Below are 23,837 nucleotides of genomic sequence, written 5' to 3' on the forward strand. Positions count from 1 at the left end.
GGATGCCTGATGCGGTGCGGACGGCCGCGGTGCGCGCCGTCCTCATCATGTCGCTGACGATCATCCAGGCGATGGTCGCCTTCCTGAGCACGTTGACCGGTTCCTGGCTGGCGTTCCCGATGGTGGTCAGCAGTGTGGCGAGCACGGTGGTCGCCACCTGGGCGGTGCTGGACGTCTGGGTCACCCGTCAGGTGTGGAACCAGCGCCACGGCGTGGTGTCCGAGCCCAGCAGCACCGCCCGGCAGATGCGCCGGGAGCGGCGGCGGGCCCAGCGGGCGGCACGAGCGGCCGAGCGGGACGAGGGGGGCGGCAGGATACGCGGCCGCCGGAACGCCGGCGATCTCTCCCGGGCGTGAGGCCTGCCCGCGGATCATCTCTTGCGGGCGTGAACCCTGCCCGCGGATCGACTCTCCTGGGCGTGAAACCCGCCCGCGGACCCGGTGCCTCATCGGGTCCGCGGGGGCCGGGCGTTACGCGTTCGGCTGCGGCTCGGCGGCCTGCTGCTGGGCGGCCTGCTGCTGGGTGCTTCGCTTGAACATGCGGGTCGCCGTGATCTCGCCGTGGACCGTCTCGCCGTCCGGGTCCTGCTGCGGCAGCCCGGGGCGCAGGTGCTCCTCCACACTGATGTATTTCAGCCCGGCCCTCAGGTCGGCGTCGTTGCGCAACCGGATGACGAGCGGGAATTCGGCGAGCGCCGTCGTGTCGAAGAGGCCGGTCGTGTAGAGCAGCTGCACACCGAGCGCGTCGGAGACCGCGCGCTGGAGCTCCAGCAGATACGTGGCGTTGGCGCGGCCGATCGGGTTGTCCAGGAACAACGTGCCCGCGTGCCGGTGGCGGTCGCGGCCCCGGTCGTTGCTGCGCAGCGCCGCCATCGTGCAGTAGAGGGCGATGGCGGCGGTGAGGAGCTGGCCGCCGGAGAAGACGTCGCCCATCTGCCCGACCGGGACCCGCTCGGCGCGGAGCACGGCGTCCGGCTTGAGGATCTCCACGGCGATGCCCTTGGGCCGCAGGGCCGCCTCGACTCCCCGCAGCAGCAGGGACATGCCGTCCCGGCGCAGGTCGGAGTTCTTCTTGAGGGCGGCGTGCGTCGCCTCGTCGATGACCTCGCCGAGGCGTTCGGTGAGGGTCGCCTGGTCGGGCTCCTCGAAGCGGATCCGGAGGAACTCCTGGCCCGACCACTCCCCCAGACCCTCCGGGAGTTGGGAGAGCCGCTGCGCGGAGCGGAGCGTGGCGAGGGCCGACTCGACCAGGCCGCGCAGCCGGTCGACGATGGAGTCGCGGTTGCGCTCCAACTGGACCAGCTCGTCGGTCAGGACACGCAGCCGGGGTGCGAAGGCGTCGGCCCACTTCTGGGCGTGCTCGGGCAGTGCGGATGCGGGCAGTTCGCGGATCTGCTGGCGGGCCGGGGTGCGGACCTGCTCGTAGCGGGTGGAGTTGGCATGCCGTACGAGGATGTCGCTCGCCTCCCGTACGGCGCTCTCGGCGGCCGAGAGGTCGGTGGAGCAGCCGCGCAGGGAGCGGCGGGCCTCGGCGGCGGACTGCCGGGCCTCCTCCAGGGTGGCGGGGTACGGGTCGGGGCCATCGGTGCCGTCCTCCGTACCGTGGTCGCGGAGCAGGTCGCGCAGGAGGGCGGCGGTCTCGTCGAAGCCGCCTGCCGAGTCCTCGGCGGTGCGGTGGGCGTGCAGCAGCTCGCTGTGGGCGGCGCGGGCGGTGTCCAGGGCGGCGGTGGCGGCGGCCAGTTCGCCGGTGGCCGTACGCAGGAGGGCCTGGGCCTGCTCGGCGTCGGCCGGGACCAGCTCGTCGGGCAGCTCGGTGTGGTGCGGCCGCTCGTCGTCGGGGGCGAGCCGCTCGGCCTCGCCTCGGTACCGGCCGAGCTGCTCGCTGGCGGTGGAGGCCCGCGTCTCCAGGAGCTGTACGTGGGACTCGGCGCGGGCCGCCGCCGCCTGGCGGGAGGGGCCGTCGGCTCCGTCGGTGCCTTCGAGGAGCTGGGCGGCGCGGGTGCGGACCTTGTTGGTGAGGCGGTCCAGCTCGGCGAGGGCGGCGCTCTCGTCGCTCTCGGCTCGGGCCTGTTCGGCGCGGAGGTCGGCGCCGACGCCGACCTTCTCGTACAGCTGGGAGGCGGCCCGGTAGGCCTCGCGGAGGGTGGGCAGCGCGGTGCGGGGCCGCGCTTCATCGGCCGCGGGCAGGACTTCGGGTACGCCGGCGATCTCCGCGCGCTCGGCCCGCAGGGCGCGGGCGGTGCGGCGGGCGTCGTCCCCGGCGCGCTGGGCGGCCCTGCGGTCCTCGTCGGCGGAGCGGGCCAGGTCGAGGCAGACGGCGGCGCGGGCCTCGGACTCGGCGGCCTCGTCGACCAGTTCGCGGAGCCGGACCTGCCAGCGGGCCCGCTCGCGCAGCCGGTGGGCGAGCCCGGCGAGCGCGTCGGCGACCCGGCGGGCGCGCTGGGCGGCCTCCTGGCGCTCCTCGCGGACCCGGGCGGTGTCGGCGGCGGCCTCGTCCGCCTCGGCGCGGGCGGTACGGGCCTCGGCGAGGACGGCTTCGGCGTGCTCGGCCACCGTACGGGCGGTGGCGGCGGCCTCGGCCAGCTCGGCGAGCATGCCGGGCGGGCAGTCGGCGCGCCAGGAGCCGATGCGGGAGGCGAGGGCACGGTCGCCGGAGAGGCGGGCGGCGAGCGCGCGGATGTCCTCGTCGCGGGCGGCGGCGCGGGAGCGCAGGGCGTGGCGCTCCTCGTCGGCGGCGTGCTCGTCGTGCATGGCCGGGTTCGGCGGGACGAGGAAGACGCCGTCGTGCTGGGCGTCGGACCCGGTGCCGGGGTCCGGGACGGGGGCCAGGAGGGCGGCCGCCGTACCGACAGCGACGGCCGAGCGGGGCAGCAGGGCGGCGGAGCCGAGGACGTCGCGGGCGCGGGTGTGGGCGTCGGGGTCGGTGATGACGACGCCGTCGACCAGCTCCGGGCGGGCGGCGAGCACGGCGGCGTGGTCGGCCGGGTCGACGGCCTGGGCGAGATAGCGCCAGCCGGGCAGGGCGGGGATGCCGTGCTCGCCCAGATACTCCACGGTGGCCAGGACGTCGGGGCCGGGCGGCAGCAGCCCGCCCTCGCCGAGGGCGCCGAGGATGCGGGCGTCGTCGGCCGCGGCGGTGCGCAGGTCGAAGAGGCGGCGCTCGGCGGCGGTGACGGACTGGTCGAGGAGGTCACGCAGCTCGTCGGCGCTGCGGTCGAACTCCTGGGCGGTGAGGGGTTGGTGGGGCGTCGAGGGCTGGTCGGCGACGGCGACCGTGCCTTCCGGGGCGGTCTCGGTGGCGGTGCCGTCGCTCTGCGGGCCGGTGCGTGCGGCTTCGCGCTGTGCCCCGCCCGGTGTCTCCTCGCCCGTTCCCCGGCGGGGGTGCGGGACGCCCATGCCGGTGGGCAGGCCGAGCAGGTCGGCGAGGCGGGGGTCGGCGGCGAGGGAATCGGCGGCCTTGAGCTCGTCCTCGTAACTCCGCTCCGTCGCCTTGGCTCCGTCGGCGGCGCGGGCGGCGGCCAGCTCGGCACGGCTCTCGGCGGCCGCCGCCTCCCGGGCCTGGTCGGCGGCCGTGCGGGCGGCCTCCCGGGCGGTGTCCCAGGCGGCGACGGCGGACTGTTCGGCGTCGCTGGCGGCCAGGGCGGCGCGGGCCGGGTCGGCGTCGGGTTCGGTGTTGTCGAGCCAGCCGGCCTGGACGGCCTCGCTGGTCTCCTGCTCGACCTCGGCGAGGCGCTGGCGCAGGTGGCCGGCCTCGCTGCGGGCGCGCTGGGCCTCGGTGGCGGCGACGGTGGCGTCGCGGTGGGCGCGCTCGCCGGTGGCCTGGAGGGTGTCGGAGCGCTCCTCCTGCTCGTTGGCGACGCGCTCACCGTCCTCGGCGGCGGTGTGCAGCGCCCGTACGAGGTCGGCGGCGGCGGTGGCGCGGGCGGCGAGCGCCGGGGCGGCATCGCGCTCGGCCTCGCGGATGGCGGCGGCGACCCTGGTGGAGCGGTCGGCGGCGGCGCGGTGGCGCAGGACGGCCTCGGCGGCCTGCCAGGCGGCGTGCAGGGTGCGGGCCTCGGCCAGCTCCTTGCGTCCGACGGCAGCGCTCTTCTCGGCGCCGGCCAGGGCCAGGGAGGCGTGCCGGTAGGCGAGTTCGGCGGCGATGAGGGAGCGGTGGCCGCGGGTGGACTCGGCCTCGGTCACGGTGTGGGCGGCGGCCGTGACCCGCTCGGCCAGCTCGGCGGTGCGGCCGCGCTCCTCGGCGGCGCGGGCGCTCAGTCGGCGGGCCAGGGTGCGGGTGCGGCGTTCGGCGCCTGCGTGGATGTCGCGGCTGCGGGCGCGGGTCTCGGTGGCCTCGACGATGCGGTTGAGCAGCTCGACGGAGCCTGCGGTGAAGTCGCGTTCGGCGGTGAGCTCGGCGCGGCGGCCCAGCTTGTTGCCGAAGCCGCTGACCAGGTCGGCGAGGCCGTCGGTGTCGCGGGTGTCGGTGACGGCGCGCAGCAGCAGGTCGGTGAAGTCGGAGTCCTTCTTGACCGCGAAGAGTCCGGCGGCCTCGCCCTCGTCGGCGTTCATCTCGCGCTGGTAGCGGAAAAGTTCGGGGTCGAGTCCCAGGTCGCCGAGGTGTTCGTTCCAGCGGTCGTGGATCTCTTCCCAGTGCACGTCGAGGTGCTGGTAGAACTTGCCCGCGTCCACCAGGGCGTCGCGGAACCCCTTCATGGTGCGGCGCCTGCCCCGGGCCCCGGAGACCCCTTCGGCGGGGCGCCCGACGGCGGTGGCCTCCGCGACGGGCAGGCTGTCCAGGCTGAGCCCGGGGCCGGGCCGGAAGGAGTACCAGGCCTCCGCGAACTTCCGGGGGTCGTTGGAGACCTGCCGCCCGCGCCACTCGCTGACCTTGCCGACGACGACGCACTCACCGGTCAGGGTGTGCTGCCACTCCAGGGCGACATGGCCGCAGTCGTCGGCGAGCAGGAACTTGCGGAGCACGCCGGAGCTGGCGCCGCCGAGGGTGTTGCGGTGGCCGGGGAGCATCACCGAGAAGATCAGCTTCAGCAGGACGGACTTGCCGCCGCCGTTCTCCAGGAAGAGCACGCCGGCCGGGGCGGGGCGGCGCGGCGGGCCGACCGGCTCGTCCTCGAAGAACTCCGCCTGGGCGGGGGCCGGGTCGGGGACGGGCTTCCCGACGCCGCGCAGGTCGAGGACGGTGTCGGCGTAGCGCGCACCGGCAGGCCCGATGGAGTAGAGGCGGACCCGGGACAACTCGTACATGGCGGCGGACTCTCGTCGTTCGGTGAGCGGGTGCGGAGCGGCAGGTGGTGCGGGCGGGGTCAGGAGGAGTGGAAGGGCAGGCCCGCGTCGGCCGCCAGCTCCAGGTCGTCGGGGTCGGACGGCGGCAGCAGGGTGGCGGTGCCGTCGGTGACAGGGACGACGCCGAGCTCCAGCAGCTCGGCCATGGCGGCGCTGCCCGCCATGTCGCGGACCTGGAGCTGGTAGCGGGCGGTGGTGCGGTAGGCGCCACCCGCGTCGTCGCCGGTGCGCTGGAGGAAGCCGGAGTCGGTGAGGAAGGCGACGGCCTTGCCGATGATGCCGGTGGTGGATCCGGCCAGGCGGCGGGCGTCCTTGGTGGCGCCGGTGGAGCTGCGGCGGGCGTAGATGCGCCAGCCGGATTCGAGGCCGGGGGTGTCGGTGGCGGGGTCGGTGTTGTCGCCCTGCTCCTCGGCGCGCTCCTCCAGACGCTTGCAGGCCTGGCGTACGAAGGCGTCGACGCCGTTGACCGTGATGCGGCCGATGTACGCGTCGTCGGCGAGGTCCTCGGGGCGGGGGAAGGCGAGGGCGGCGACGGCGAGGTGGGCGAGGCCGTGGAGGAAGCGGTCGGCGGCGTCGGAGGAGGCGCGGCGGGCGTAGTCGCCCATGCGGACGGCGAAGACGGAGTCCTCGCCCGCGGTGACGGCCATCCCGGCGCGCGGGGAGACCTCCAGGACGATGAGGCCGAGCCCGGTGGCGACGGCGTCGGCGAGCCGGGCGAAGGCGCTCTCCTCCCGGTAGCGGCGGAGCAGGTCGGCGTACTCGGCGTCGCGGGCGGGCAGCAGCTTGGGCTGGAGCCCGAAGGAGACCAGGCGGGCGGCGTCGGCGGCGTCGGCCGGGGTGACAGCCGGCGAGCCGGTGGGCGCGGCTCCCTGCGGGTGCGCGGAGTCACCGGCGTACGCGGTGGAGGAACCGGCGTACGCGGAGGGCTCGGTCCACGCGTCGGGGTGCTCGGCGTCGTGGTCGCTCACGGCTGGGACTCCTCGGTACGGAACAGGTGGGGGTGCACGTCGGTACGGAACAGGTGGGGGTGCACAGGACGTACGGGGCGGCCGGTCATGAGGCCTCCTTGCGGTCCGCGGCCATTCCGGCGGCGTCCAGAAGAGCCATGCCCACGATGAGGTCGGCGCCGCCGAACTCCGGGTCGTCCAGCTCGGTGCCGTCGTCCACCGCGAACAGCAGGCGCCGCTCGCCCTGGCGGTAGGCGGTGCCGACCGGCGGGCTGGCGGCGTGGACGGCGAGCAGGGCGACCAGGTAGGGCAGCTCGGGGTCGCCGCGGCGGGCCTCGGCGAGCAGTCCGGAGAGCCGGCGCGGGGCGTCGTGCTCCAGGTCGAGCAGGGCCATGGCGCTGCTCAGCTGGGCGTCGCTGAAGCGGCTGTCGTCCGGGGTGGCGATCAGGTCCGGCTCGGGCATCTCCATGCCGAGGTGCTCCCGCTCCAGCGGCGGGGTCAGGAGCATCTCGACCAGGTCCCCGACACGGACCGAGGTGGGGGTGCGCAGGCCGGTGCCGTGGGCGAAGAAGGCGTCGGTGGCCCGGGTGGACTGCTCGACCGGGAGCGGGAGGAGCGGGGCGAGGAGCTGACCGTACAGATCGAGGCCCGCGTGGGCGGTCGGGGTGGCGAACGCCTGCCGGTCCTGCTCGGCCCGGAAGAGCGGTCCGGCCTCCAGGAGCCGGGACTGGAGCTGGGTGTGGCGGCGGATGCAGTCCTTGACGATGTCGACGAGCTCGGCGGCCCGGCGCTTGTGCTCGGGCTCCTCGGCCTCGTCGCGCGCCTTGCGGATGTTGGTGAGGATCGCGTTCTCGTGGCGGTAGCGGTCGGCCACGTGGTCCAGGGCTTCGGCGATCATGTCGGGGACGGTGGTGAGCCAGTCGACCGCGCGGACGTTGCGCCGGGTGGCTTCCAGCGTGCGGCGCAGCGTCTCGGCGTACTGCACGGTGCGGTAGCGGGCCTGTTCGGCGGCGAGCTGGGCGTCGGCGAGGCGGCCCCGGCTGATCAGGACCTCCAGCTTGACCTCGGCGGCGATCTGGGCGCTGGTGACATCGGTGTCCAGGGCGCCGACGAGGACGTTGACCGCTTCGTCGGTGGCGCGGAGGTAGACCGTGCCGCCGTAGCCGGGGACCTCCTCGATCAGCTTGAAGTCGTAGTCCCGGCGGACGTAGACCCCGTCGGGGCCGAAGGTCCCGTAGACCGCGCGGAAGCCGCGGTCGACGCTGCCGACGTTGATCAGGTTCTCCAGGACCCAGCGCGCGACCCGTTCGTGCTCGGCGACGGGGCGGTCCGGGGCCTGGGCACCGACGCGGGGCAGCAGCCTGGCCACTATCTGGTCGTGGTCGGCCCCGGTGTCGAAGTCCATGTTGAGCGTGACGTGGTCGATGGCCGCGAGGGCGACCTCCGCCATGGCGTAGACCGTGTACTCCCCGGCCAGATTCGCCTTGCGCACATCGAGGTCGTGCAGCGGTGCCGTGCACGCGAGCGCGCGCAGCCGCCGCGAGAGCCCCTCGTCGGCGGCGGGGCCCGGGGCAGGCCTCGGCCCCGCGCTGAGCTGCGGCGCAGCGTTTTCCGTGTCGGCAGGCGAAGTCACGAGGGACAGATTAGGTCCTCGCACTGACAACGGTCGAAACGGCCTTTATGCGACCGGCGGCAGGCGGCCGCGTCACGGCTTCCGGCCGGCCCCGCGCGCCCCCGGTCACGCCCCCGCGGGCCCGTACCCCCCGCCGCCCGGCGTCCGCACCACCAGCACGTCACCGGCGTCCAGTTCGGCGGTGTCGCATCCCTCCAGCCGGTCCACACCGCCACCCGCCCGCTCGACGTACTGCTCCCCGAGCGCCCCCGGCTCCCCGCCCTCCGCCCCGTACGGCGGGACCCGGCGGTGCCCCGAGAGCAGCGCCACCGTGACCGGCTCCCGGAACCGGATCCGGCGCTCCACGCCCCCGCCGCCGTGCCACCGCCCCACTCCCCCGCTGCCTTCCCGGACGGCGAAGCTCTCCAGGAGTACGGGCAGCCGCCACTCCAGGATCTCGGGGTCGGTGAGCCGGGAGTTGGTCATATGGGTCTGCACGGCGTCGGTGCCGTCGAAGCCGTCGCCCGCCCCGGAGCCGCTGGCGACCGTCTCGTAGTACTGGACGCGGTCGTTGCCGAAGGTGAGGTTGTTCATGGTCCCGGACCCCTCGGCCTGGCCGCCGAGCGCTCCGTACAGGGCTCCGGTGACGGCCTGCGAGGTCTCCACGTTTCCCGCGACGGTCGCCGCCGGGTAGGTGGGGTCGAGCATCGAACCGGGCGGAATCCGCACGTCCAGCGGCTTCAGACAGCCGCTGTTGAGCGGGATGTCCTCACCGACCAGCGTGCGGAAGACGTACAGGACGGCCGCCATCACCACCGAGCGGGGTGCGTTGGTGTTGCCGGGCTGCTGCGGCGAGGTGCCGGTGAAGTCGAGGACGGCGCCACGGGTGTCGCGGTCGACGGTGAGCGCCACCTGGATGACGGCCCCGGCGTCGGTCTCGTAGCGGAAGGCGCCGTCGTGGAGGCGGGCGACGATCCGGCGTACGGACTCCTCCGCGTTGTCCTGGACGTGCCCCATATAGGCCCGCACGACATCGGCCCCGAACTGGTCGGTCATGCGGCGGAGTTCCGCGATGCCCTTCTCGTTGGCGGCGATCTGCGCACGGAGGTCGGCGAGGTTGGTGTCCGGGGAGCGGGAGGGGTACGGGGCGGAGGTGAGCAGGTCGCTGGTCTCGGCCTCGCGGAGGTGGCCGTCGCGGACCAGGAGCCAGTTGTCGAAGAGCACGCCCTCCTCGTGGATCGTCCGGCTGAAGGCGGGCATGGAGCCGGGGGTGGTGCCGCCGATCTCGGCGTGGTGGCCGCGCGAGGCCACCAGGAAGCGGAGTTCGTCCTCCTCGAAGACGGGGGTCACCACGGTGACGTCGGGGAGGTGCGTGCCCCCGTGGTACGGGTCGTTGATGGCGTACACGTCACCGGGGCGCAGGGTGCCCTCGTTGCGCCGGAGCACCTCCTTGATGGACTCCCCCATGGAGCCGAGGTGCACCGGGATGTGCGGGGCGTTGGCGATCAGGTTGCCGTCGGCGTCGAAGAGGGCGCAGGAGAAGTCGAGGCGCTCCTTGATGTTGACGGAGTGGGCGGTGTGCTCCAGGCGGACGCCCATCTGCTCGGCGATCGACATGAAGAGGCTGTTGAAGACCTCCAGCAACACCGGGTCCACGCGGGTGCCGACGGCCGTCCGTTCCGGCCGGGGGCGGGCCCGGGTGAGCACCAGGTGCCCGGTGTCGCTGCCGGTCGCCTGCCAGCCGGGGTCCACCACGGTCGTGGCGTCGTCCTCCGCGACGATGGCGGGTCCGGTGACGGTGTCGGTGGGGCGGAGGTCCTCGCGGCGGTGGAGGGGGGCCTGCTGCTCCCGGCCCCCGGCGTACATCGTCACGGTGGCGCGGGGCTGGAGCGCGCCCTCGCGCGGTGCGGGGTCACCGGGATCGGATCCGTGCTCCCCGGTGGTCCCTGTGGCCTCCACGGAGACCGTCTCGACGACGAGCGGCTTGTCCATCGTGAAGCCGAACCGGGTGCGGTGGGCGGCGGTGAACTCCTCGCTCATCGCGGCCACGGAGTCCAGGGCCACGGCGAGCGCCGCGTCCGTCCCCGCGTACCGCAGCAGGACCCGGGCCCGGGTGCCGATCGCGGAATCGGGCACTCCGTCGGCGCGCAGGTCGTCCCGCGTACGGTCGGCCAGCTCCGCGCAGAGCCGGTCGACCCGCTCCCGTACGGTCTCGTCGAGCTCCGCCTCCACGGACTGTTCGCGCATCGCGGTGGCGTCGGCCAGACCGATGCCGTACGCGGAGAGCACCCCGGCGAGCGGCGGTACGAGGACGGTGTCGATGGACAGCGCGTCGGCGACGGCGCAGACGTGCTGGCCGCCGGCGCCGCCGAAACCGGTGAGGGCGTAGCGGGTGATGTCGTAACCGCGCTGCACGGAGATCTTCTTGACGGCGTTGGCCATGCCGAGCACGGCGATCTCCAGGAAGCCCGCCGCCACTTCGGCCTCGGCCGGCCGGTCCCCGGTGGCGCGCCCGATCTCGTCGGCGAGGTCCGCGAACCGCGTCCGTACGAGGTCGGCGTCGAGCGGCAGGTCGCCTTCGGGGCCGAAGACGGCGGGGAAGTGGGCGGGCTGGATGCGGCCGAGCATGACGTTGGCGTCGGTGACGGTGAGCGGGCCGCCCCGGCGGTAGCAGGCGGGGCCCGGTTCGGCGCCGGCGGAGTCGGGCCCGACCCGGTAGCGGCGGCCGTCGAAGTGGAGCAGGGAGCCGCCGCCCGCCGCGACGGTGTGGATGCTCATCATCGGGGCGCGCATCCGCACCCCGGCGACCTGGGTGCCCAGCTCCCGTTCGAACTCTCCGGCGTAGTGCGACACGTCGGTGGAGGTGCCGCCCATGTCGAAGCCGATCACGCGGTCGTGCCCGGCCTGCTGCGACGTACGGACCATGCCGACGACGCCCCCGGCCGGGCCGGAGAGGACGGCGTCCTTGCCCCGGAACGCGGCGGCCTCGCGCAGTCCGCCGTTGGACTGCATGAACAGGAGCCGGATGCCCGCCAGCCGGGCGGCGACCTCGTCGACGTACCGGCGCAGCACGGGTGAGAGGTAGGCGTCGACGACGGTGGTGTCGCCGCGCGGGACGAACCTGATCAGCGGGCTGACCTCGTGGGAGCTGCTCACCTGGGTGAACCCGGCCTCGCGGGCCGCTTCGGCGACGGCCCGCTCGTGGTCGGGGTGGCGGTAGCCGTGCATCAGGACGACGGCGGCGCTGCGCAGCCCGTCGGCGTGGGCGGCGCGCAACTGCTCGCGTACGGAGTCGAGTTCCAGGGCTCGTACGGTGTGCCCTTCGGCGTCGATACGTTCGGGGACCTCGATCACGCGCTCGTGGACGGCCTCCGGGAGGACGATGCGCCGGTCGAAGAGGCGGGGGCGGTTCTGGTACGCGATCCGCAGCGCGTCCCGGAAGCCCTCCGTGACGAGCAGGACGGTCGGCTCGCCGCGCCGCTCCAGCAGGGCGTTGGTGGCGACGGTGGTGCCCATCCGGACGGCGGCGACCCGGTCGGCGGGCACCGGCTCACCGTCGCCGAGGCCGAGGAGCAGGCGGATTCCGGCCACGGCCGCGTCGTCGTAGCGGTCGGGGTCGTGCGAGAGGAGCTTGCGGGTGACCAGCCGGCCGTCGGGGCGGCGGCCCACGACGTCGGTGAAGGTGCCGCCCCGGTCGATCCAGAACTCCCAGCGTCCGGTCATGGCGCCATTGTGTTCCGGCGGGAGCCGACCCGCAGGGAGAGGAGGCCCACGGGGAGAGGAAGCCCACGGGGAGAGGAAGCCCGCAGGGTGAGGAAGCCCTCGTTCAGTCCAGGAAGAGCGCTGCCAGTCGGGGCAGCCGCCGGCGCATGGCGTCGGCGTCCTCCGCGTCCGCGTTCTCCCCGCCCGGCTCCCCGGTCCGTATGCGACCCCGGTCGGCCGCCTCCACCGCCTCGTGGAAGGCCTCGCCCCCGGCCCGCTCGTACGCCGCCTTCACCGGCCCGGTCAGCGACCCGTAGCCGATCCAGCCGCTCTCCCCACGGCTCATCCGGACCACGACGGGCAGCCCGGCCAGCGCGTCGGGGTCGGCCACCGCCCGGGTGAAGACCTCCCGCCCCAGCAGGACGAGCCCGTCGCGGAAGTCCATGAATCCGTCGTCGCCGCAGCCGCCCTCGATGAGGTACGCCGCGTTCCACAAGGGCCACCGGTAGGCGGCCGCGGTCACCTCGTACGCCGTCACGGCGAAGTCGACGATCTGCGCGGGCTCCAGGGCCGCGAGCACATCGGTCAGCGCGCCCGGCAGTGGGTCGTCGGGCGGGTCCCGGTCGTCCGCCCGGTCCCCGGCCGCCTCACGTGCCCGTCCGACGAGCCCCCACCACGTGTCGATGTCCATGGTGAGAAGCGTAGGAGGGGGGTCTGACAACGGAGGTCCGACAACGCCCCTCCCACCTCGGTTCGCGCGGTCAGAGCGCCGGTGCGTCCGGGCCGATCCGGCTCCGTACCGCCGTCTGCACCTCGGCCTCCTCGGCCGGGTCGGCGGCGAGCCGGCGCAGGCGTTCGGCGACGCGGATGTCCCCGGTCTCGGCGTGCAGGGCGGCCACCTCGCGGGTGGTCTCCTCGCAGTCCCACAGGCACTCCACCGCGAAGCCGGTGGCGAAGGTGGGGTCGGTGGCGGCGAGGGCCCGGGCGGCCCGGCCGCGCAGGTGCGAGGAGGACGTCTCGCGGTAGACGTGCCGCAGTACGGGGGCGGCGCAGGCGATGCCGAGGCGGCCGGTGCCGTCCACGAGGGTCCAGAGCCGGGGGGCGTCGGGCCCGTCGCCGCGTACGGCCTCCCGCAGCGCGCCGAGGACTTGGGGAGCGTCCTGGGCGGTGCCGCGGCAGGCGAGGATCCCGGCGGCGGAGGCGCCGAGGGCGTCGGGGCGCCGGGCCCAGCGGCGGGCGCGTTCCACGGCGTCCTCGCCGCACATCCGCTCGAAGGCGGCGACGGCCGCGTCGGCGACCGTGCGGGAGGGGCTGAGGGCGGCGGACTCGATGAGGTCGAGGACGGCTGGGTCGGCCGCCTCGGCCAGGTAGTGCAGGGCGGCGCAGCGGGCGCCGTCGGAGCCGTCGCGGGCGGCCTCGATGATCTGGGGACGGTCCTCGGGGCCTGCGACGGCGGAGAGGCAGCGGGCCGCGGGGACGTGCAGTTCGCTGCCGCGCTCCAGCGCCTGCTGGGCCCAGTCGAAGACGGCCTGGACGCTCCAGCCGGGGCGGGGACCCCCGGGGCGCATCTGGCGCTGCCAGCGGTCGAACGAGCCCTGTTCGGTGGCGGCCCGCACGCGGGCGCCGACCGCTTCGCGCGGGTCGTCGGCCCAGAGCCGCCAGGGGCGCGGCTCGAAGGAGTCGCGTACGGCGGCGGCGAGTTCGGCGGCGCCTTCCTCGGTGGCCGGAAAACGACCCAGGACGGGCAGGGCGAGGGAGCGCAGGCCCGCGTCGTCGTCGCGCAGGGCGAGCTCGTCCAGGGCCCAGGCCCAGTTGGCGCCGGTGGCCGCGTAGCGGCGGAGCAGCGCCAGGGCGTCGTCGCGTCCGTAGGAGGCGAGGTGGCCGAGGACGGAGAGCGCGAGGCCGGTACGGGAGTCGTCGGTGTCCGTGTGGTCGTCGGGGTCACCGAGGTGGCGCTCGATCTCCTCGATACCGCCGTCGAGATCCAGGTACAGGCGGGCGTAGTAGAGGGAGCGGTTCTCCACCTGCCAGTCGTGACGGGGGTCGCTCACGACACAGTGGTTGAGGGCCGCGAGGGCCTCGGGGCGCGGTGCGGCGAGCGCGTGGAGCGTGCCGTCGCCGCGGCCCCTCTGCAGCAGGCCGAGCAGGGTGCCGCTCGGCGCTATGAACGGATCGAACATGGGAGAAAGCCTCACATCAAGCTGTCGACGCAACCGGGACTGTGCAGTGCCCCGTGCCTCGTGGGCACGAGGGGGTGTCCGGCGGACACTCCTACGCCGCGCAGCGACATGATCGGCCGACCGTCGTCCTGTGCTTGGTGTAGACCATCTTTCTCTGCCTCTCGTCGGTGGCCCGAAACGGACCCGCGACGTCATGATGACCCAGCCATTTCGCCACCGCGACCACATTTACGACGGACCGGTCAGCGGACCCCTCGGCGGACATGCCCGCAGGCGCGCCCGCCCGCCCCTCAACGGGCACCGAAGCGTTCCAGCAGGTCGGCCTTGCCGAACATCTGGGCCGTGTCCCGCGCGGACGGTGTTCCGGCGGCGGGGTCGGCACCCGCGCTGAGCAGGGCGTCGATGACGGCGTCCTCGCCCTTGAAGACGGCTCCGGCCAGCGGGGTCTGGCCGCGGTCGTTGGCGCGGTCCGGGTCGGCGCCGCGGGCGACGAGGGCGGTGACGACTGCGGCGTGCCCGTGGTAGGCGGCGAGCATGAGCAGTGAGTCGCCCCGGTCGTTGGTGAGGTTCGCGGGGACGCCGGCGTCGACGTACGCGGCGAGCGCCTCGGTCTCGCCGGTGCGGGCCAGGCCGAAGACCTTGGTCGCCAGCTCGACCACCTCGGGATCGGGAGTTTCGCTCATCGCGCGGGCCGCCTTCCTTGACCGTGCGGCGGCTGTCACCGCCGCTGTCGACCGGGGGGTGTACGGCAGGGGGCCGTACGAGTGAATCGACAGGGTACTGCTCCGGGACGGACATGGCCGGGCCCGGATACGGCAAAAGATCACCGCGGGTGACTCATGCCCGGCACGGACTCCGAAATACCGCGCGCGGGCCACAGGTTCCGCTCCACCAGTCAAGTGAAAATGTAGCTTATTCACTCTATTGCACCTTTTATCGTATAGATACTTCGCGTGATCCTGGAAGGACTCATGGTGACTGTCCCCTCAACCAGGAGATCCGCTCATGATCCTTTCCATCTCGGGCGTGGTACTGCTCGCCATCGTCGTCTTCCTGTTCTTCAAGAAGGACGGGCTCAAGGCGTCCCACGCCATCGTCTGCGCGCTGTTCGGCTTCTACCTGGCCGGCACCGCGATCGCGCCGAGCATCACGGCAGGCGGGGCGAGCCTCGCCGGTCTGCTGGGCGGGATCAAGTTCTGACGCTCCGCGACCGCTCCCACCCCTTCAGGAGACAGCTGTGGCACGGCGACCACTCCCCCGCGTTCTGCGCAGCGGCAGCGCTTCGATCACTCGCAGCAGAGAGATCGCGCGCACGGCCGCCGACAGTGCCACCGATGTGCTCCATCCGCTGATCACGATCCTGCGTGGTCTGCGGCTGCTGGCCGTCTCCGGCCGGCAGAAGTGGGCCGCGACCCCCAAGGAACGGCGTGGTCCCAAGCTGTTCCTGGCCGCGGCCTGCGTGCTCGCCGTGGCGCTCGTGCCGTACGGGCCGATCCTGGCCCTGATCACGGTGATGGGCGCCGCCGCGTGGAAGGGGCGGGAGCGGACCCCCGTGAAGACCGGCCCTGACGAGGCGGAGTCCACCCGCCTGCGCGCGCTGTACGAGGCGCTCGTGCCGTACTTCTCGGTGCCCGAGGATCCCGACCCGCTGTTCGCCCACGGCGGCGACTGGGAGAAGGCCTTCGACGGGTACGCCTTCGACGCCGACGGGCGGATCTCCCGCCTCCAGATCTCCTACCCGGCGTACTTCACCGACGGCGAGGCCGCCGCCCGGGCCCGGATCGAGCAGCTGCTGCACGCGAAGTCGGGCCGCGCCCGCGAGTACCACTTCGCCTGGGACGAGGAGGCCAACCGCCTCGTCATGACCGTCCCGGCCCCACTGTCGACCTCGATCGCCGCCCAGCGCTTCGTGACCGCCCCCGGCGAGACGGTCCTCGGCTTCACCGACCCCGACGCGGTCCGGCGCACCGTCCCGGTCCGCGACGGCGACACGACCGTGGACGCCTCCCCCGTCGTCTGGCGGACCGGCAACCGCTCCACCGAACCCCACCTGCTGGCCGTCGGGCAGCCCGGCGTCGGCACCACCACCCTGGTCCGCTCCATCGCCCTCCAGGCCCTCCAGCAGGGCGATGTCCTCGTCGTCGACGGCAGCGGGACGGGCGAGTACGGCGCCCTCGCCGGCTGCCCCGGCGTCCTCGCCGTGGAGTCCGGCCTCAGCGGGGCGCTGGCCACCCTGGAGTGGGCCGCGCACGAGACGGAACGGCGGCTGATCTTCGCCAACCGGGCCCGGCAAGGGGGCCACCCCGTCCCCGAGGACGTCAAGCGCCCGCTCTGGATCCTGCTGGACCGCCCCGGCGTCCTCGGCCACCTCGCGGCGGCCGACGGCAGGCCCGACCCGCAGGAGCTGCTCCAGGTGCCGCTGCGGCACGGGCGGGCGGCGGGCGTCACCGTGGTCCTGGCCGACCAGTTCGACGCCCTGGAGACCCTCACCGAGACCGTACGGACCCACACCCGGGCCCGCGTCGTCCTCGGCCCCGCGTCCCGCGAGCAGATCACCGCCGTGCTGGGCGACGGGCCGAGCACCACCCCACCGCCGGAGGTCCCGGCGGGGCGGGGGTACGCGCGCCTGGGCACCGGGCCGGTCCTGCGCCTCCAGGTTCCGGCGACGCCGGACCCGTACGACGAGGACGCGAGCGAGGCCCACCGGCAGGCGGTGCTGGACGCGCTGCCGGGGCGGCCGGGCGCCGCCCCCCTGCCGGAGTCGCAGCCGGAGCCGGCCACCGCGCCTGACGGACCGGTCGAGGACACCGCCGAGGTGCCCGTGGCCGTGGAGGCCGCACCGACCGGGCAGCTCGCCAAGGCGCAGGCGGCGATCGCGGAGGGGTGAGCCGGGGGAGCCGAAGGGTGAGCCGGGGGCGCCCCTCAGGCCACGAAGCTGCGGGGCGCGTCCGCCCCCGCGCCCGCGCCGGAGCGCACCAGCTCCACCGCCGCCGCGAGCCGCACCGCCGCCTCCTCCGCGACCGGGCCGCCCACCGTGAACGGCAGCCGCACATAGCCCTCGAACGCCCCGTCGACCCCGAACCGCGGCCCCGAGGGCACCCGTACGCCGACGCGCTCACCCGCCACCGCCAGCCGGGAGCCGGAAAGGCCGCCCGTGCGCACCCAGAGGGTCAGCCCGCCGCGCGGCACCGCGAACTCCCACTCCGGCAGCTCCCGGCGCACCGCCGCCACCAGCTCGTCGCGGTTCTGACGTGCCTGGTCCCGGCGGATCTCCACCGCCTGCTCCCAGCCGCCGGTGCCCATCAGCCAGTTGATGGCGAGCTGTTCCAGGACCGGGGTGCCCATGTCCGCGTAGGCGCGGGCGGAGACCAGGGAGCGGATGACGTCGGGAGCCGCTCGCACCCAGCCGATCCGCATCCCGGCCCAGAACGCCTTGCTGGCCGAGCCGACGGTGAGCACCGTGCTGCCGGCCGGGTCGAAGGCGCAGACCCGGCGGGGCATGGCGATGCCGGGGTCCAGTCGGAGTTCGGTCATCGTCTCGTCGACGACCAGGACGGTGCCGGCGGAGCGGGCGGCGTCGACCAGGTCCCGCCGCTGCTGCTCGTCGGCGAGGGCGCCGGTCGGATTGTGGAAGTCGGCCACCACATAGGCGAGCCGGGGCGCCGAGTCCCGCAGCGCCTGGCGCCACCGGTTCATGTCCCAGCCGCCGATGCCCTCCTCCATCGCGACCGGGACGAGGCGGGCGCCCGTCTCGCGCATGAGCTGGAGGATGTTGGCGTACGAGGGGGACTCGACCGCGATCCGTTCGCCGCGGCCCGCGAAGAGGTGACAGATGGCATCGATGGCCCCCATCGCACCGGTCGTGACCATGATCTGTTCGGGCATCGTGGGGATGCCGAGCGCGGTGTAGCGGTCGGCGATCGTCCGCCGCAGCGCGGGCAGCCCGGCCGGGTAGTCGCCGTGGGTGTGCGCGTACGGCGGCAGCTCCTCCACCGCCCCCTGGAAGGCGCGGGTCAGCCAGGGCTCGGGGGCGGGCAGGGAGGCGCAGCCCAGGTCGATCATCGAGCCGAGCGACTCCGGGGGCAGCGGTTCCAGGCCCCGGGCGGGCAGCGGGTTCCCGGCCGGGACGGCGGTCCAACTGCCCGCGCCGCGCCGCGACTCCAGGAACCCCTCCGCGCGCAGCGCCTCGTAGGCGGCGGCGACGGTGGTGCGGCTGACGGAGAGGGCGAGGGCGAGCTCACGTTCGGCGGGCAGCCGGGCGGCGACCGGGACCCGGCCCTCCAGGACGAGGAGCCGTACGCCGTCGGCGAGCGCGCGGTAGGCGGGCGGCTTCCGGCCGGCCGGGCCGGTGGGCCGGGGCTGCTGGGCCTGGAGCTGCCGCGCGAGCTGAGCCGCCCCGACCGTCGAAGTCCACTGCGTCATAGAAATCAGTCCACCTTCCTCGAATTGGCCATGGTTGGCGGCCGATCCCCTGCCACAGGGTGACATGCAGCAGTCCACTACCACCACACCAGGGGGCAACACGTGTCCGACACCACCGCCCGGAGCGCCACCCACCTCACCCGGCGGCTGGTCCAGCTGTACGTCGGTCTGACGCTGTACGGGGCGAGTTCGGCGCTCCTCGTCCGCGCCGAACTCGGCCTGGAGCCGTGGGGCGTCCTGCACCAGGGCCTGACCGAGCTGACCGGCATCTCGATCGGCGTCGTCTCGATCATCGTCGGCGCGATCGTGCTGCTGTTGTGGATACCGCTGCGACAGCGCCCGGGGCTCGGCACCGTCTCCAACGTCTTCGTGGTCGGCCTGGCGATGGACGGGACGCTCGCCCTCGTCGGCGACCTCGACGGCTACGGGGTCCGGATCCCGGTGATGGTCCTGGGCATCGTGCTCAACGGGGTGGCGACCGGGCTCTACATCGCGGCCCGCTTCGGCCCCGGTCCGCGCGACGGGCTGATGACCGGGCTCCACAAGGTCACGGGCCGCTCCATCCGGCTGGTCCGTACGGCGATCGAGGTGGCCGTCGTCGTCACCGGCTTCCTGCTGGGCGGCTCGCTCGGGGCCGGTACGGTCCTGTACGCCCTGGCGATCGGCCCGCTGGCCCAGCTCTTCCTGCGGCTCTTCGCGCTCCCCGCGCCCGCCACGCCGGCCGTCACCCCGGCGCCGCCCGCCGGACCCGGCCCCGTTGCCACCCCTCCATCCGGGCAGGCCATACTGCCGCAGTGAAACCGAGCCGCCACCCCTATCTTGATCACGCGACACCTATTGCCTTCGCCCACCGCGGCGGTGCGGCGGACGGGGTGGAGAACACCGCGGCCGCCTTCCGCCGGGCGGCGACCGCGGGCTACCGCTACTTCGAGACCGACGTCCACACCACGGTGGACGGCCGTCTCGTCGCCTTCCACGACCCGACGCTGGACCGGGTCACCGACGCCACGGGCCGGATCTCCGCGCTGCCCTGGAGCGAGGTGCGCCGGGCCAGGGTCGGGGGCACCGAACCCCTCCCCCTCTTCGAGGAGCTGCTGGAGGAGTTTCCCGAGGCCCGCTGGAACGTGGACGTCAAGGCGGAACCGGCGCTGGAACCCCTCCTGGAGCTGATCCGCAGGACCGACGCCTGGGACCGGGTCTGCGTCGGCTCGTTCTCGGAGGCCCGGGTGGCCCGTGCGCACCGCCTGGCGGGCCCGCGCCTGGCCACCTCGTACGGCGTGCGCGGGGTCCTGGGGCTGCGGCTGCGCTCGTACGGGATCCCGGCGCGGCTGCGCACGGGCGCGGTCTGCGCGCAGGTCCCCGAGCGGCAGAGCGGCATCCCGGTGGTCGACGCCCGCTTCGTCCGTACCGCGCACGCACTGGGGCTCCAGGTGCACGTCTGGACGGTCAACGAACCCGAACGGATGGCGGCCCTCCTGGACCTCGGGGTGGATGGCATCATGACCGATCACATCGAGACGCTGCGTACGGTGCTGAGCGAGCGGGGAGCCTGGTCCTGACGCCGGGCCCGTCCGCGTCCGCACGCGAGAGACGAGGGGGCGCGGGTTGAGCACCGGAACCGCGGGAACGACAGATCCGGCCGGAAAACCGCCGGGCGACGGGTCGGCGGCGGCTCGCAGACGCGAACAGCACGGCTGGTACTTCTACGACTTCGCCTGCTCCGTCTACTCCACCAGTGTGCTGACCGTCTTCCTCGGTCCCTATCTGACGTCGATCGCCAAGGCCGCGGCCGATCCCGACGGTTTCGTGCACCCGCTGGGCATACCCGTGCGCGCGGGCTCGCTGTTCGCGTACTCCGTCTCGGCCTCCATCGTGGTGGCCGTGATCCTGATGCCGATCGTGGGCGCGGCGGCGGACCGTACAGGCCGCAAGAAGCCGCTGCTGGCGGCGGCCGCCTATACAGGTGCCGCGGCGACGGCGGGGATGTTCTTCCTGGACGGCCACCGTTATCTGCTGGGCGCGTTCCTGTTGATCGTGGCGAACGCGTCGATCTCCGTGTCGATGGTCCTGTACAACGCCTATCTGCCGCAGATCGCCGAGCCGGAGGAGCGGGACGCGGTCTCCTCACGCGGCTGGGCCTTCGGCTACACCTCGGGCGCCCTGGTCCTCGTCCTCAACCTGATCCTGTACACCGGCCACGAGTCCTTCGGCCTCGCGGAGTCCGACGCGGTACGGATCTGCCTGGCGTCGGCGGGTGTGTGGTGGGGCGCGTTCACCCTCGTACCGCTGCGCAGGCTGCGCGACCGGCGGGTGGCACCGGACGGCGAGGGGGCGGTCGGCTCCGGCTGGAAGCAGTTGATGGCAACCCTGAAGGACATGCGGCGCCATCCGCTGACGCTCTCGTTCCTGCTCGCGTACCTCGTCTACAACGACGGCATCCAGACAGTGATCTCCCAGGCCTCCCTGTACGGCTCCGAGGAGCTGGGCCTCGACCAGACGACCCTGATCGTCGCCGTCCTGCTGGTGCAGATCCTGGCAGTGGCGGGGGCGCTCGGCATGGGCCGGCTCGCCCGGGTGTACGGCGCCAAGCGCACCATCCTGGGCTCGCTCGTCGTATGGACCGCGATCCTCATCTCCGCCTATCTGCTGCCCGCCGACGCGCCCGTGTTCTTCTTCGTTCTCGCGGCGGCCATCGGACTCGTGCTGGGCGGCAGCCAGGCACTGTCCCGCTCGCTCTTCTCCCATCTGGTGCCGCGCGGGAAGGAGGCGGAGTACTTCTCGGCGTACGAGATGAGCGACCGCGGTCTGAGCTGGCTGGGGCCCCTGGTGTTCGGTCTGGCGTACCAGCTGACCGGCAGCTACCGGGAGGCGATCATCTCCCTGATCGTCTTCTTCGCCCTCGGCGCGGTGCTCCTCGCGCGGGTGCCGGTACGGCGGGCGATCACGGCCGCGGGCAATCCCGTACCGGAACGGATTTAGACGTTGAAGTCAAAGGCCGGTAGTGTACGTCTTTGGCCTGCCCGGAGGACCGTTACTGCGAGTAGAAACGGCCCAACCGTTGGGTGACAACGTCCACCAGAGGTGACAAACCGGGCAAGGGTGGGTACTCGACCCAAGACAAGCAGCGGCACGAACGGGCGACGCATGACCGGCGACGGGAATCTTTGCCAGCGACCGTACGTTGACCGGATGACGACGACAGCGACATTTTGTCCTGTGGGCGACAAGCCCGGGAGGCACGATTCATGAGTGAGCGAGCTCTTCGCGGCACGCGACTTGTGGTTACCAGCTACGAGACGGACCGCGGCATCGATCTGGCCCCGCGCCAGGCGGTGGAGTACGCATGCCAGAACGGACATCGATTCGAGATGCCGTTCTCGGTGGAGGCGGAGATTCCGCCGGAGTGGGAGTGCAAGGCGTGCGGCGCCCAGGCACTCCTGGTGGACGGGGACGGCCCCGAGGAGAAGAAGGGCAAGCCTGCGCGTACGCACTGGGACATGCTCATGGAGCGGCGTACGCGTGAGGAGCTCGAAGAGGTGCTGGCCGAGAGGCTGGCGGTTCTGCGCTCCGGAGCCATGAACATCGCCGTGCACCCGCGGGACAGCAGGAAGTCTGCCTGACCGCACAGCACCACCGCACTCCGCGTAACCATCGCATCGAGCGCGACAACAGCACAGCACCAGAGCCGCGGGCCGTGACACAGAACATGTGTCACGGCCCGCGGCTCTTGGCATGTCCGGCGCCCCTGCCCGTGTCCGGCCGGGGGTGACGGCGCCCCGGCCGGTGTCCGGCGTCAGGGCGTGAGCGGCGGGCGCGGGCCCCGGGGATCGTCGTCGGGGCCGGAGGGACCGGAAGGGCGGGAAGGGGGCTGCGTGTCGTCCTCGCGGATGACCTCGCCCTGGACGACCTTCCCGTCCGGCCGGTGCATTCGGGCCTGCTGGAAGGCGTCCGAGAGGCTGCCGGGGGACGCGGCCCGCATCCGGCGCTCCAGGGACTGCTCCGCCCGGCGGCTGATCAGGGCGCGGACCGGCGGGATGAGCAGGAGGAGACCGGCCGCGTCCGAGATGAGGCCGGGGATCAGGAGCAGCAGCCCGCCGAGCATCAGCAGCCCGTTGCCCCGGGAGGCCTTTCCGCCGGTGACCTGCGGGGCCTCCGTGGCGCCGGGCTGCCCCGGCATCTGCTGGAGGGTCTCGGTGAGGTTCTTGAAGGCGCGGCGCCCCGCGCGCTTGATCACCACGGTGCCGAGCACCGCTCCGGCGACCAGGATCAGCAGGAGGGTGAGACCGCCGGCGGCCGAGGCGACCACGGTCAGCAGCCAGACCTCCAGGACCAGCCAGGCGGCGAGGGCCAGGGGCAGGAATCTACGGGCGCGCGAGCGCCGGGGACGGATCGGGGGCGGAGTGCCGGTCGTCATGCCACCAGTGTGCCCGTACGGAGGTGGAAGCGGCGTAAGGGGGTGATCATGGACCGGCCCGTACGCGCCGGGAGGTCAGGGTTTCCTGCGGCCCAGGACCTTGTTGGCGCGGGAGGTGACGCCCCAGCCGGTGACCCGCCACAGCGCCTCGACGAGGATGTCCCGGCTCATCTTGGAGTCGCCGACCTCGCGGTCCACGAAGGTGATGGGGACCTCGACCACGTGGTAGCCGGCCTCGACCGAGCGGCGGGCCAGGTCGACCTGGAAGCAGTACCCCTGGGAGGCGACCTCGTCGAGTCCGAGGCCCTGGAGGGTCTCGGTCCGGAAGGCGCGGTAGCCGCCGGTGACGTCGCGGACCGAGAGGCCGAGGGCGAGGCGGGAGTAGAGGCTGCCGCCCCGGGAGATGACCTCGCGGCTCTTGGGCCAGTTGACGACCCGGCCGCCGGGCACCCAGCGGGAGCCGAGGACGAGGTCGGCGCCCTTGAGCGCGGTGAGCAGCCGGGGCAGTTCCTCGGGCTGGTGGGAGCCGTCGGCGTCCATCTCGACGAGGACGCCGTAGCCGTGCTCGGTGCCCCAGGCGAAGCCCGCGAGGTAGGCGGCGCCGAGCCCTTCCTTGCCCTGGCGGTGCAGGACGTGGACCTGCTCGTCGGCGGCCGCGATCTCGTCGGCCGCCTTGCCCGTGCCGTCGGGGCTGTTGTCGTCGGCCACCAGGATGTCGGCATCCGGCACGGCCGTGCGCACCCGGTCGACGATCGGCCTGATGTTCTCGACCTCGTTGTAGGTCGGAATGATCACCAGGACCTTGCCGAGCGGGCCGAACTGCCTCTGACCGCCGTCGTTCACTACTGCCCCTTAAAGTCCGTACACAGGGGGACACCATATCCAGCGCACCGCCCCGGGGCTCCTACGTGGTCGCACGGGCGCGTGGCACAGGCCGGGCAGATGGACGGAACTGCGGACAGAAGCACGTACGGATCCACAGGACGCGACACGTGCGGAACTGCGGATCGGGGCCCGGCGCCCTTCGGGCCGACCTGGGACCCGCTGGCTGCGGGTCGACCGAAAGCCGTTGTCTACTGAACGTCCGGGCCCCACCCGGGTCGCACCCTCCGTCCGGCTGAAACCTTCCCTCGCCCCCGAGGCGCGGGCGCTGAACCTGGCTGTCAGTGATGGTGGGCCGGTGCGGCACACCACCCCATGACCCAGCGGCGTTCGACGACTGCGTGGAGGTTTCACCGGTCGGACGTCCTGTGGTGGACCCGGCCGAACCTACCGGCC

The 23,837-nt window shown here is 73.5% G+C and carries 17 protein-coding genes; 7 read left to right on the plus strand and 10 right to left on the minus strand.

Annotated elements, in window-relative coordinates; genetic code table 11:
- Positions 1-2 precede the first annotated feature (2 nt).
- Positions 3-356 (plus strand): hypothetical protein, encoded by a 354-nt coding sequence (locus tag ACFWRT_RS31765; RefSeq protein WP_380953218.1) that lies wholly within the window; start codon positions 3-5, stop codon positions 354-356.
- Between the two features lie 114 nt (positions 357-470).
- On the opposite strand, the gene ACFWRT_RS31770 is transcribed toward ACFWRT_RS31765, so the two are convergent.
- The 7 genes from ACFWRT_RS31770 to ACFWRT_RS31800 form a co-directional block, all read right to left on the minus strand.
- Entirely contained in the window at positions 471-5,243 is a 4,773-nt protein-coding gene (locus ACFWRT_RS31770) for a hypothetical protein (RefSeq protein WP_380953203.1), read from the minus strand.
- A gap of 59 nt (positions 5,244-5,302) precedes the next feature.
- Positions 5,303-6,250: a hypothetical protein gene (locus ACFWRT_RS31775; protein ID WP_380953202.1), complete on the minus strand. Its 948-nt coding sequence runs from the start codon at positions 6,248-6,250 to the stop codon at positions 5,303-5,305.
- 85 nt (positions 6,251-6,335) lie between these two features.
- Positions 6,336-7,862 carry a hypothetical protein gene (locus ACFWRT_RS31780; RefSeq protein ID WP_380953201.1) on the minus strand — a complete coding sequence of 509 codons (1,527 nt, stop codon included), beginning with the start codon at positions 7,860-7,862 and terminating at the stop codon, positions 6,336-6,338.
- Positions 7,863-7,967: 105 nt separating this feature from the next.
- Complete coding sequence (locus ACFWRT_RS31785) at positions 7,968-11,564, minus strand: hydantoinase B/oxoprolinase family protein (RefSeq protein WP_380953200.1); 3,597 nt, start codon at positions 11,562-11,564, stop codon at positions 7,968-7,970.
- Positions 11,565-11,667: 103 nt separating this feature from the next.
- On the minus strand, positions 11,668-12,234 hold the full coding sequence (locus ACFWRT_RS31790; protein WP_380953199.1) for a DUF4240 domain-containing protein: 567 nt from the start codon (positions 12,232-12,234) through the stop codon (positions 11,668-11,670).
- A 70-nt stretch (positions 12,235-12,304) separates the two neighbouring features.
- A complete protein-coding gene (locus ACFWRT_RS31795; RefSeq protein ID WP_380953198.1) occupies positions 12,305-13,723 on the minus strand; it encodes a HEAT repeat domain-containing protein in 1,419 nt (472 codons plus the stop codon).
- Positions 13,724-14,013: 290 nt separating this feature from the next.
- A complete protein-coding gene (locus tag ACFWRT_RS31800; RefSeq protein ID WP_380953197.1) occupies positions 14,014-14,406 on the minus strand; it encodes an ankyrin repeat domain-containing protein in 393 nt (130 codons plus the stop codon).
- Positions 14,407-14,728: 322 nt separating this feature from the next.
- On the opposite strand from ACFWRT_RS31800, the gene ACFWRT_RS31805 reads away from it, so the two are divergent.
- The gene (locus ACFWRT_RS31805) at positions 14,729-14,923 is read left to right on the plus strand and encodes a hypothetical protein (RefSeq protein WP_003970432.1); all 195 of its coding nucleotides are present in this window, start codon (positions 14,729-14,731) and stop codon (positions 14,921-14,923) included.
- Positions 14,924-14,960: 37 nt separating this feature from the next.
- A complete protein-coding gene (locus tag ACFWRT_RS31810) occupies positions 14,961-16,610 on the plus strand; it encodes a hypothetical protein (protein WP_380953196.1) in 1,650 nt (549 codons plus the stop codon).
- Positions 16,611-16,645: 35 nt separating this feature from the next.
- On the opposite strand, the gene ACFWRT_RS31815 is transcribed toward ACFWRT_RS31810, so the two are convergent.
- Complete coding sequence (locus ACFWRT_RS31815) at positions 16,646-18,145, minus strand: SCO1417 family PLP biosynthesis transcription factor (protein WP_380953195.1); 1,500 nt, start codon at positions 18,143-18,145, stop codon at positions 16,646-16,648.
- Between the two features lie 102 nt (positions 18,146-18,247).
- Between ACFWRT_RS31815 and yczE the strand changes: the two genes are divergently transcribed.
- The 4 genes from yczE to ACFWRT_RS31835 all read left to right on the plus strand — a co-directional run bounded on the left by yczE (position 18,248) and on the right by ACFWRT_RS31835 (position 21,765).
- The gene (yczE, locus tag ACFWRT_RS31820; RefSeq protein ID WP_380953194.1) at positions 18,248-18,943 is read left to right on the plus strand and encodes a membrane protein YczE; all 696 of its coding nucleotides are present in this window, start codon (positions 18,248-18,250) and stop codon (positions 18,941-18,943) included.
- Positions 18,940-19,704 carry a glycerophosphodiester phosphodiesterase family protein gene (locus ACFWRT_RS31825; protein WP_380953193.1) on the plus strand — a complete coding sequence of 255 codons (765 nt, stop codon included), beginning with the start codon at positions 18,940-18,942 and terminating at the stop codon, positions 19,702-19,704. The genes yczE and ACFWRT_RS31825 overlap by 4 nt, the downstream gene beginning before the upstream one ends.
- 46 nt (positions 19,705-19,750) lie before the next feature.
- Entirely contained in the window at positions 19,751-21,124 is a 1,374-nt protein-coding gene (locus tag ACFWRT_RS31830) for an MFS transporter (RefSeq protein ID WP_380953192.1), read from the plus strand.
- A gap of 266 nt (positions 21,125-21,390) precedes the next feature.
- Entirely contained in the window at positions 21,391-21,765 is a 375-nt protein-coding gene (locus ACFWRT_RS31835) for an RNA polymerase-binding protein RbpA (protein WP_003959706.1), read from the plus strand.
- 173 nt (positions 21,766-21,938) lie between these two features.
- Here the strand turns inward: ACFWRT_RS31835 and fxsA are convergent, their stop codons facing one another.
- Both fxsA and ACFWRT_RS31845 read right to left on the minus strand, forming a co-directional pair.
- On the minus strand, positions 21,939-22,559 hold the full coding sequence (gene fxsA / locus ACFWRT_RS31840; RefSeq protein WP_380953191.1) for an FxsA family membrane protein: 621 nt from the start codon (positions 22,557-22,559) through the stop codon (positions 21,939-21,941).
- 75 nt (positions 22,560-22,634) lie between these two features.
- Positions 22,635-23,402, minus strand: a complete 768-nt coding sequence (locus ACFWRT_RS31845) for a polyprenol monophosphomannose synthase (RefSeq protein WP_380953190.1) — start codon at positions 23,400-23,402, stop codon at positions 22,635-22,637.
- Positions 23,403-23,837: the final 435 nt, after the last annotated feature.

Origin of the sequence: Streptomyces cyaneofuscatus (assembly GCF_042718795.1) — a bacterium.
Classification (GTDB): domain Bacteria; phylum Actinomycetota; class Actinomycetes; order Streptomycetales; family Streptomycetaceae; genus Streptomyces; species Streptomyces cyaneofuscatus_A.

Bases quoted from the DNA above. Each gene is read 5' to 3' on its own strand.
- ACFWRT_RS31765 (WP_380953218.1), top strand. From the start codon at position 3: ATGCCTGATGCGGTGCGGACGGCCGCGGTGCGCGCCGTCCTCATCATG.
- ACFWRT_RS31770 (WP_380953203.1), bottom strand. From the start codon at position 5,243: ATGTACGAGTTGTCCCGGGTCCGCCTCTACTCCATCGGGCCTGCCGGT.
- ACFWRT_RS31785 (WP_380953200.1), bottom strand. From the start codon at position 11,564: ATGACCGGACGCTGGGAGTTCTGGATCGACCGGGGCGGCACCTTCACC.
- ACFWRT_RS31790 (WP_380953199.1), bottom strand. From the start codon at position 12,234: ATGGACATCGACACGTGGTGGGGGCTCGTCGGACGGGCACGTGAGGCG.
- ACFWRT_RS31795 (WP_380953198.1), bottom strand. From the start codon at position 13,723: ATGTTCGATCCGTTCATAGCGCCGAGCGGCACCCTGCTCGGCCTGCTG.
- ACFWRT_RS31800 (WP_380953197.1), bottom strand. From the start codon at position 14,406: ATGAGCGAAACTCCCGATCCCGAGGTGGTCGAGCTGGCGACCAAGGTC.
- ACFWRT_RS31805 (WP_003970432.1), top strand. From the start codon at position 14,729: ATGATCCTTTCCATCTCGGGCGTGGTACTGCTCGCCATCGTCGTCTTC.
- ACFWRT_RS31815 (WP_380953195.1), bottom strand. From the start codon at position 18,145: ATGACGCAGTGGACTTCGACGGTCGGGGCGGCTCAGCTCGCGCGGCAG.
- ACFWRT_RS31835 (WP_003959706.1), top strand. From the start codon at position 21,391: ATGAGTGAGCGAGCTCTTCGCGGCACGCGACTTGTGGTTACCAGCTAC.
- fxsA (WP_380953191.1), bottom strand. From the start codon at position 22,559: ATGACGACCGGCACTCCGCCCCCGATCCGTCCCCGGCGCTCGCGCGCC.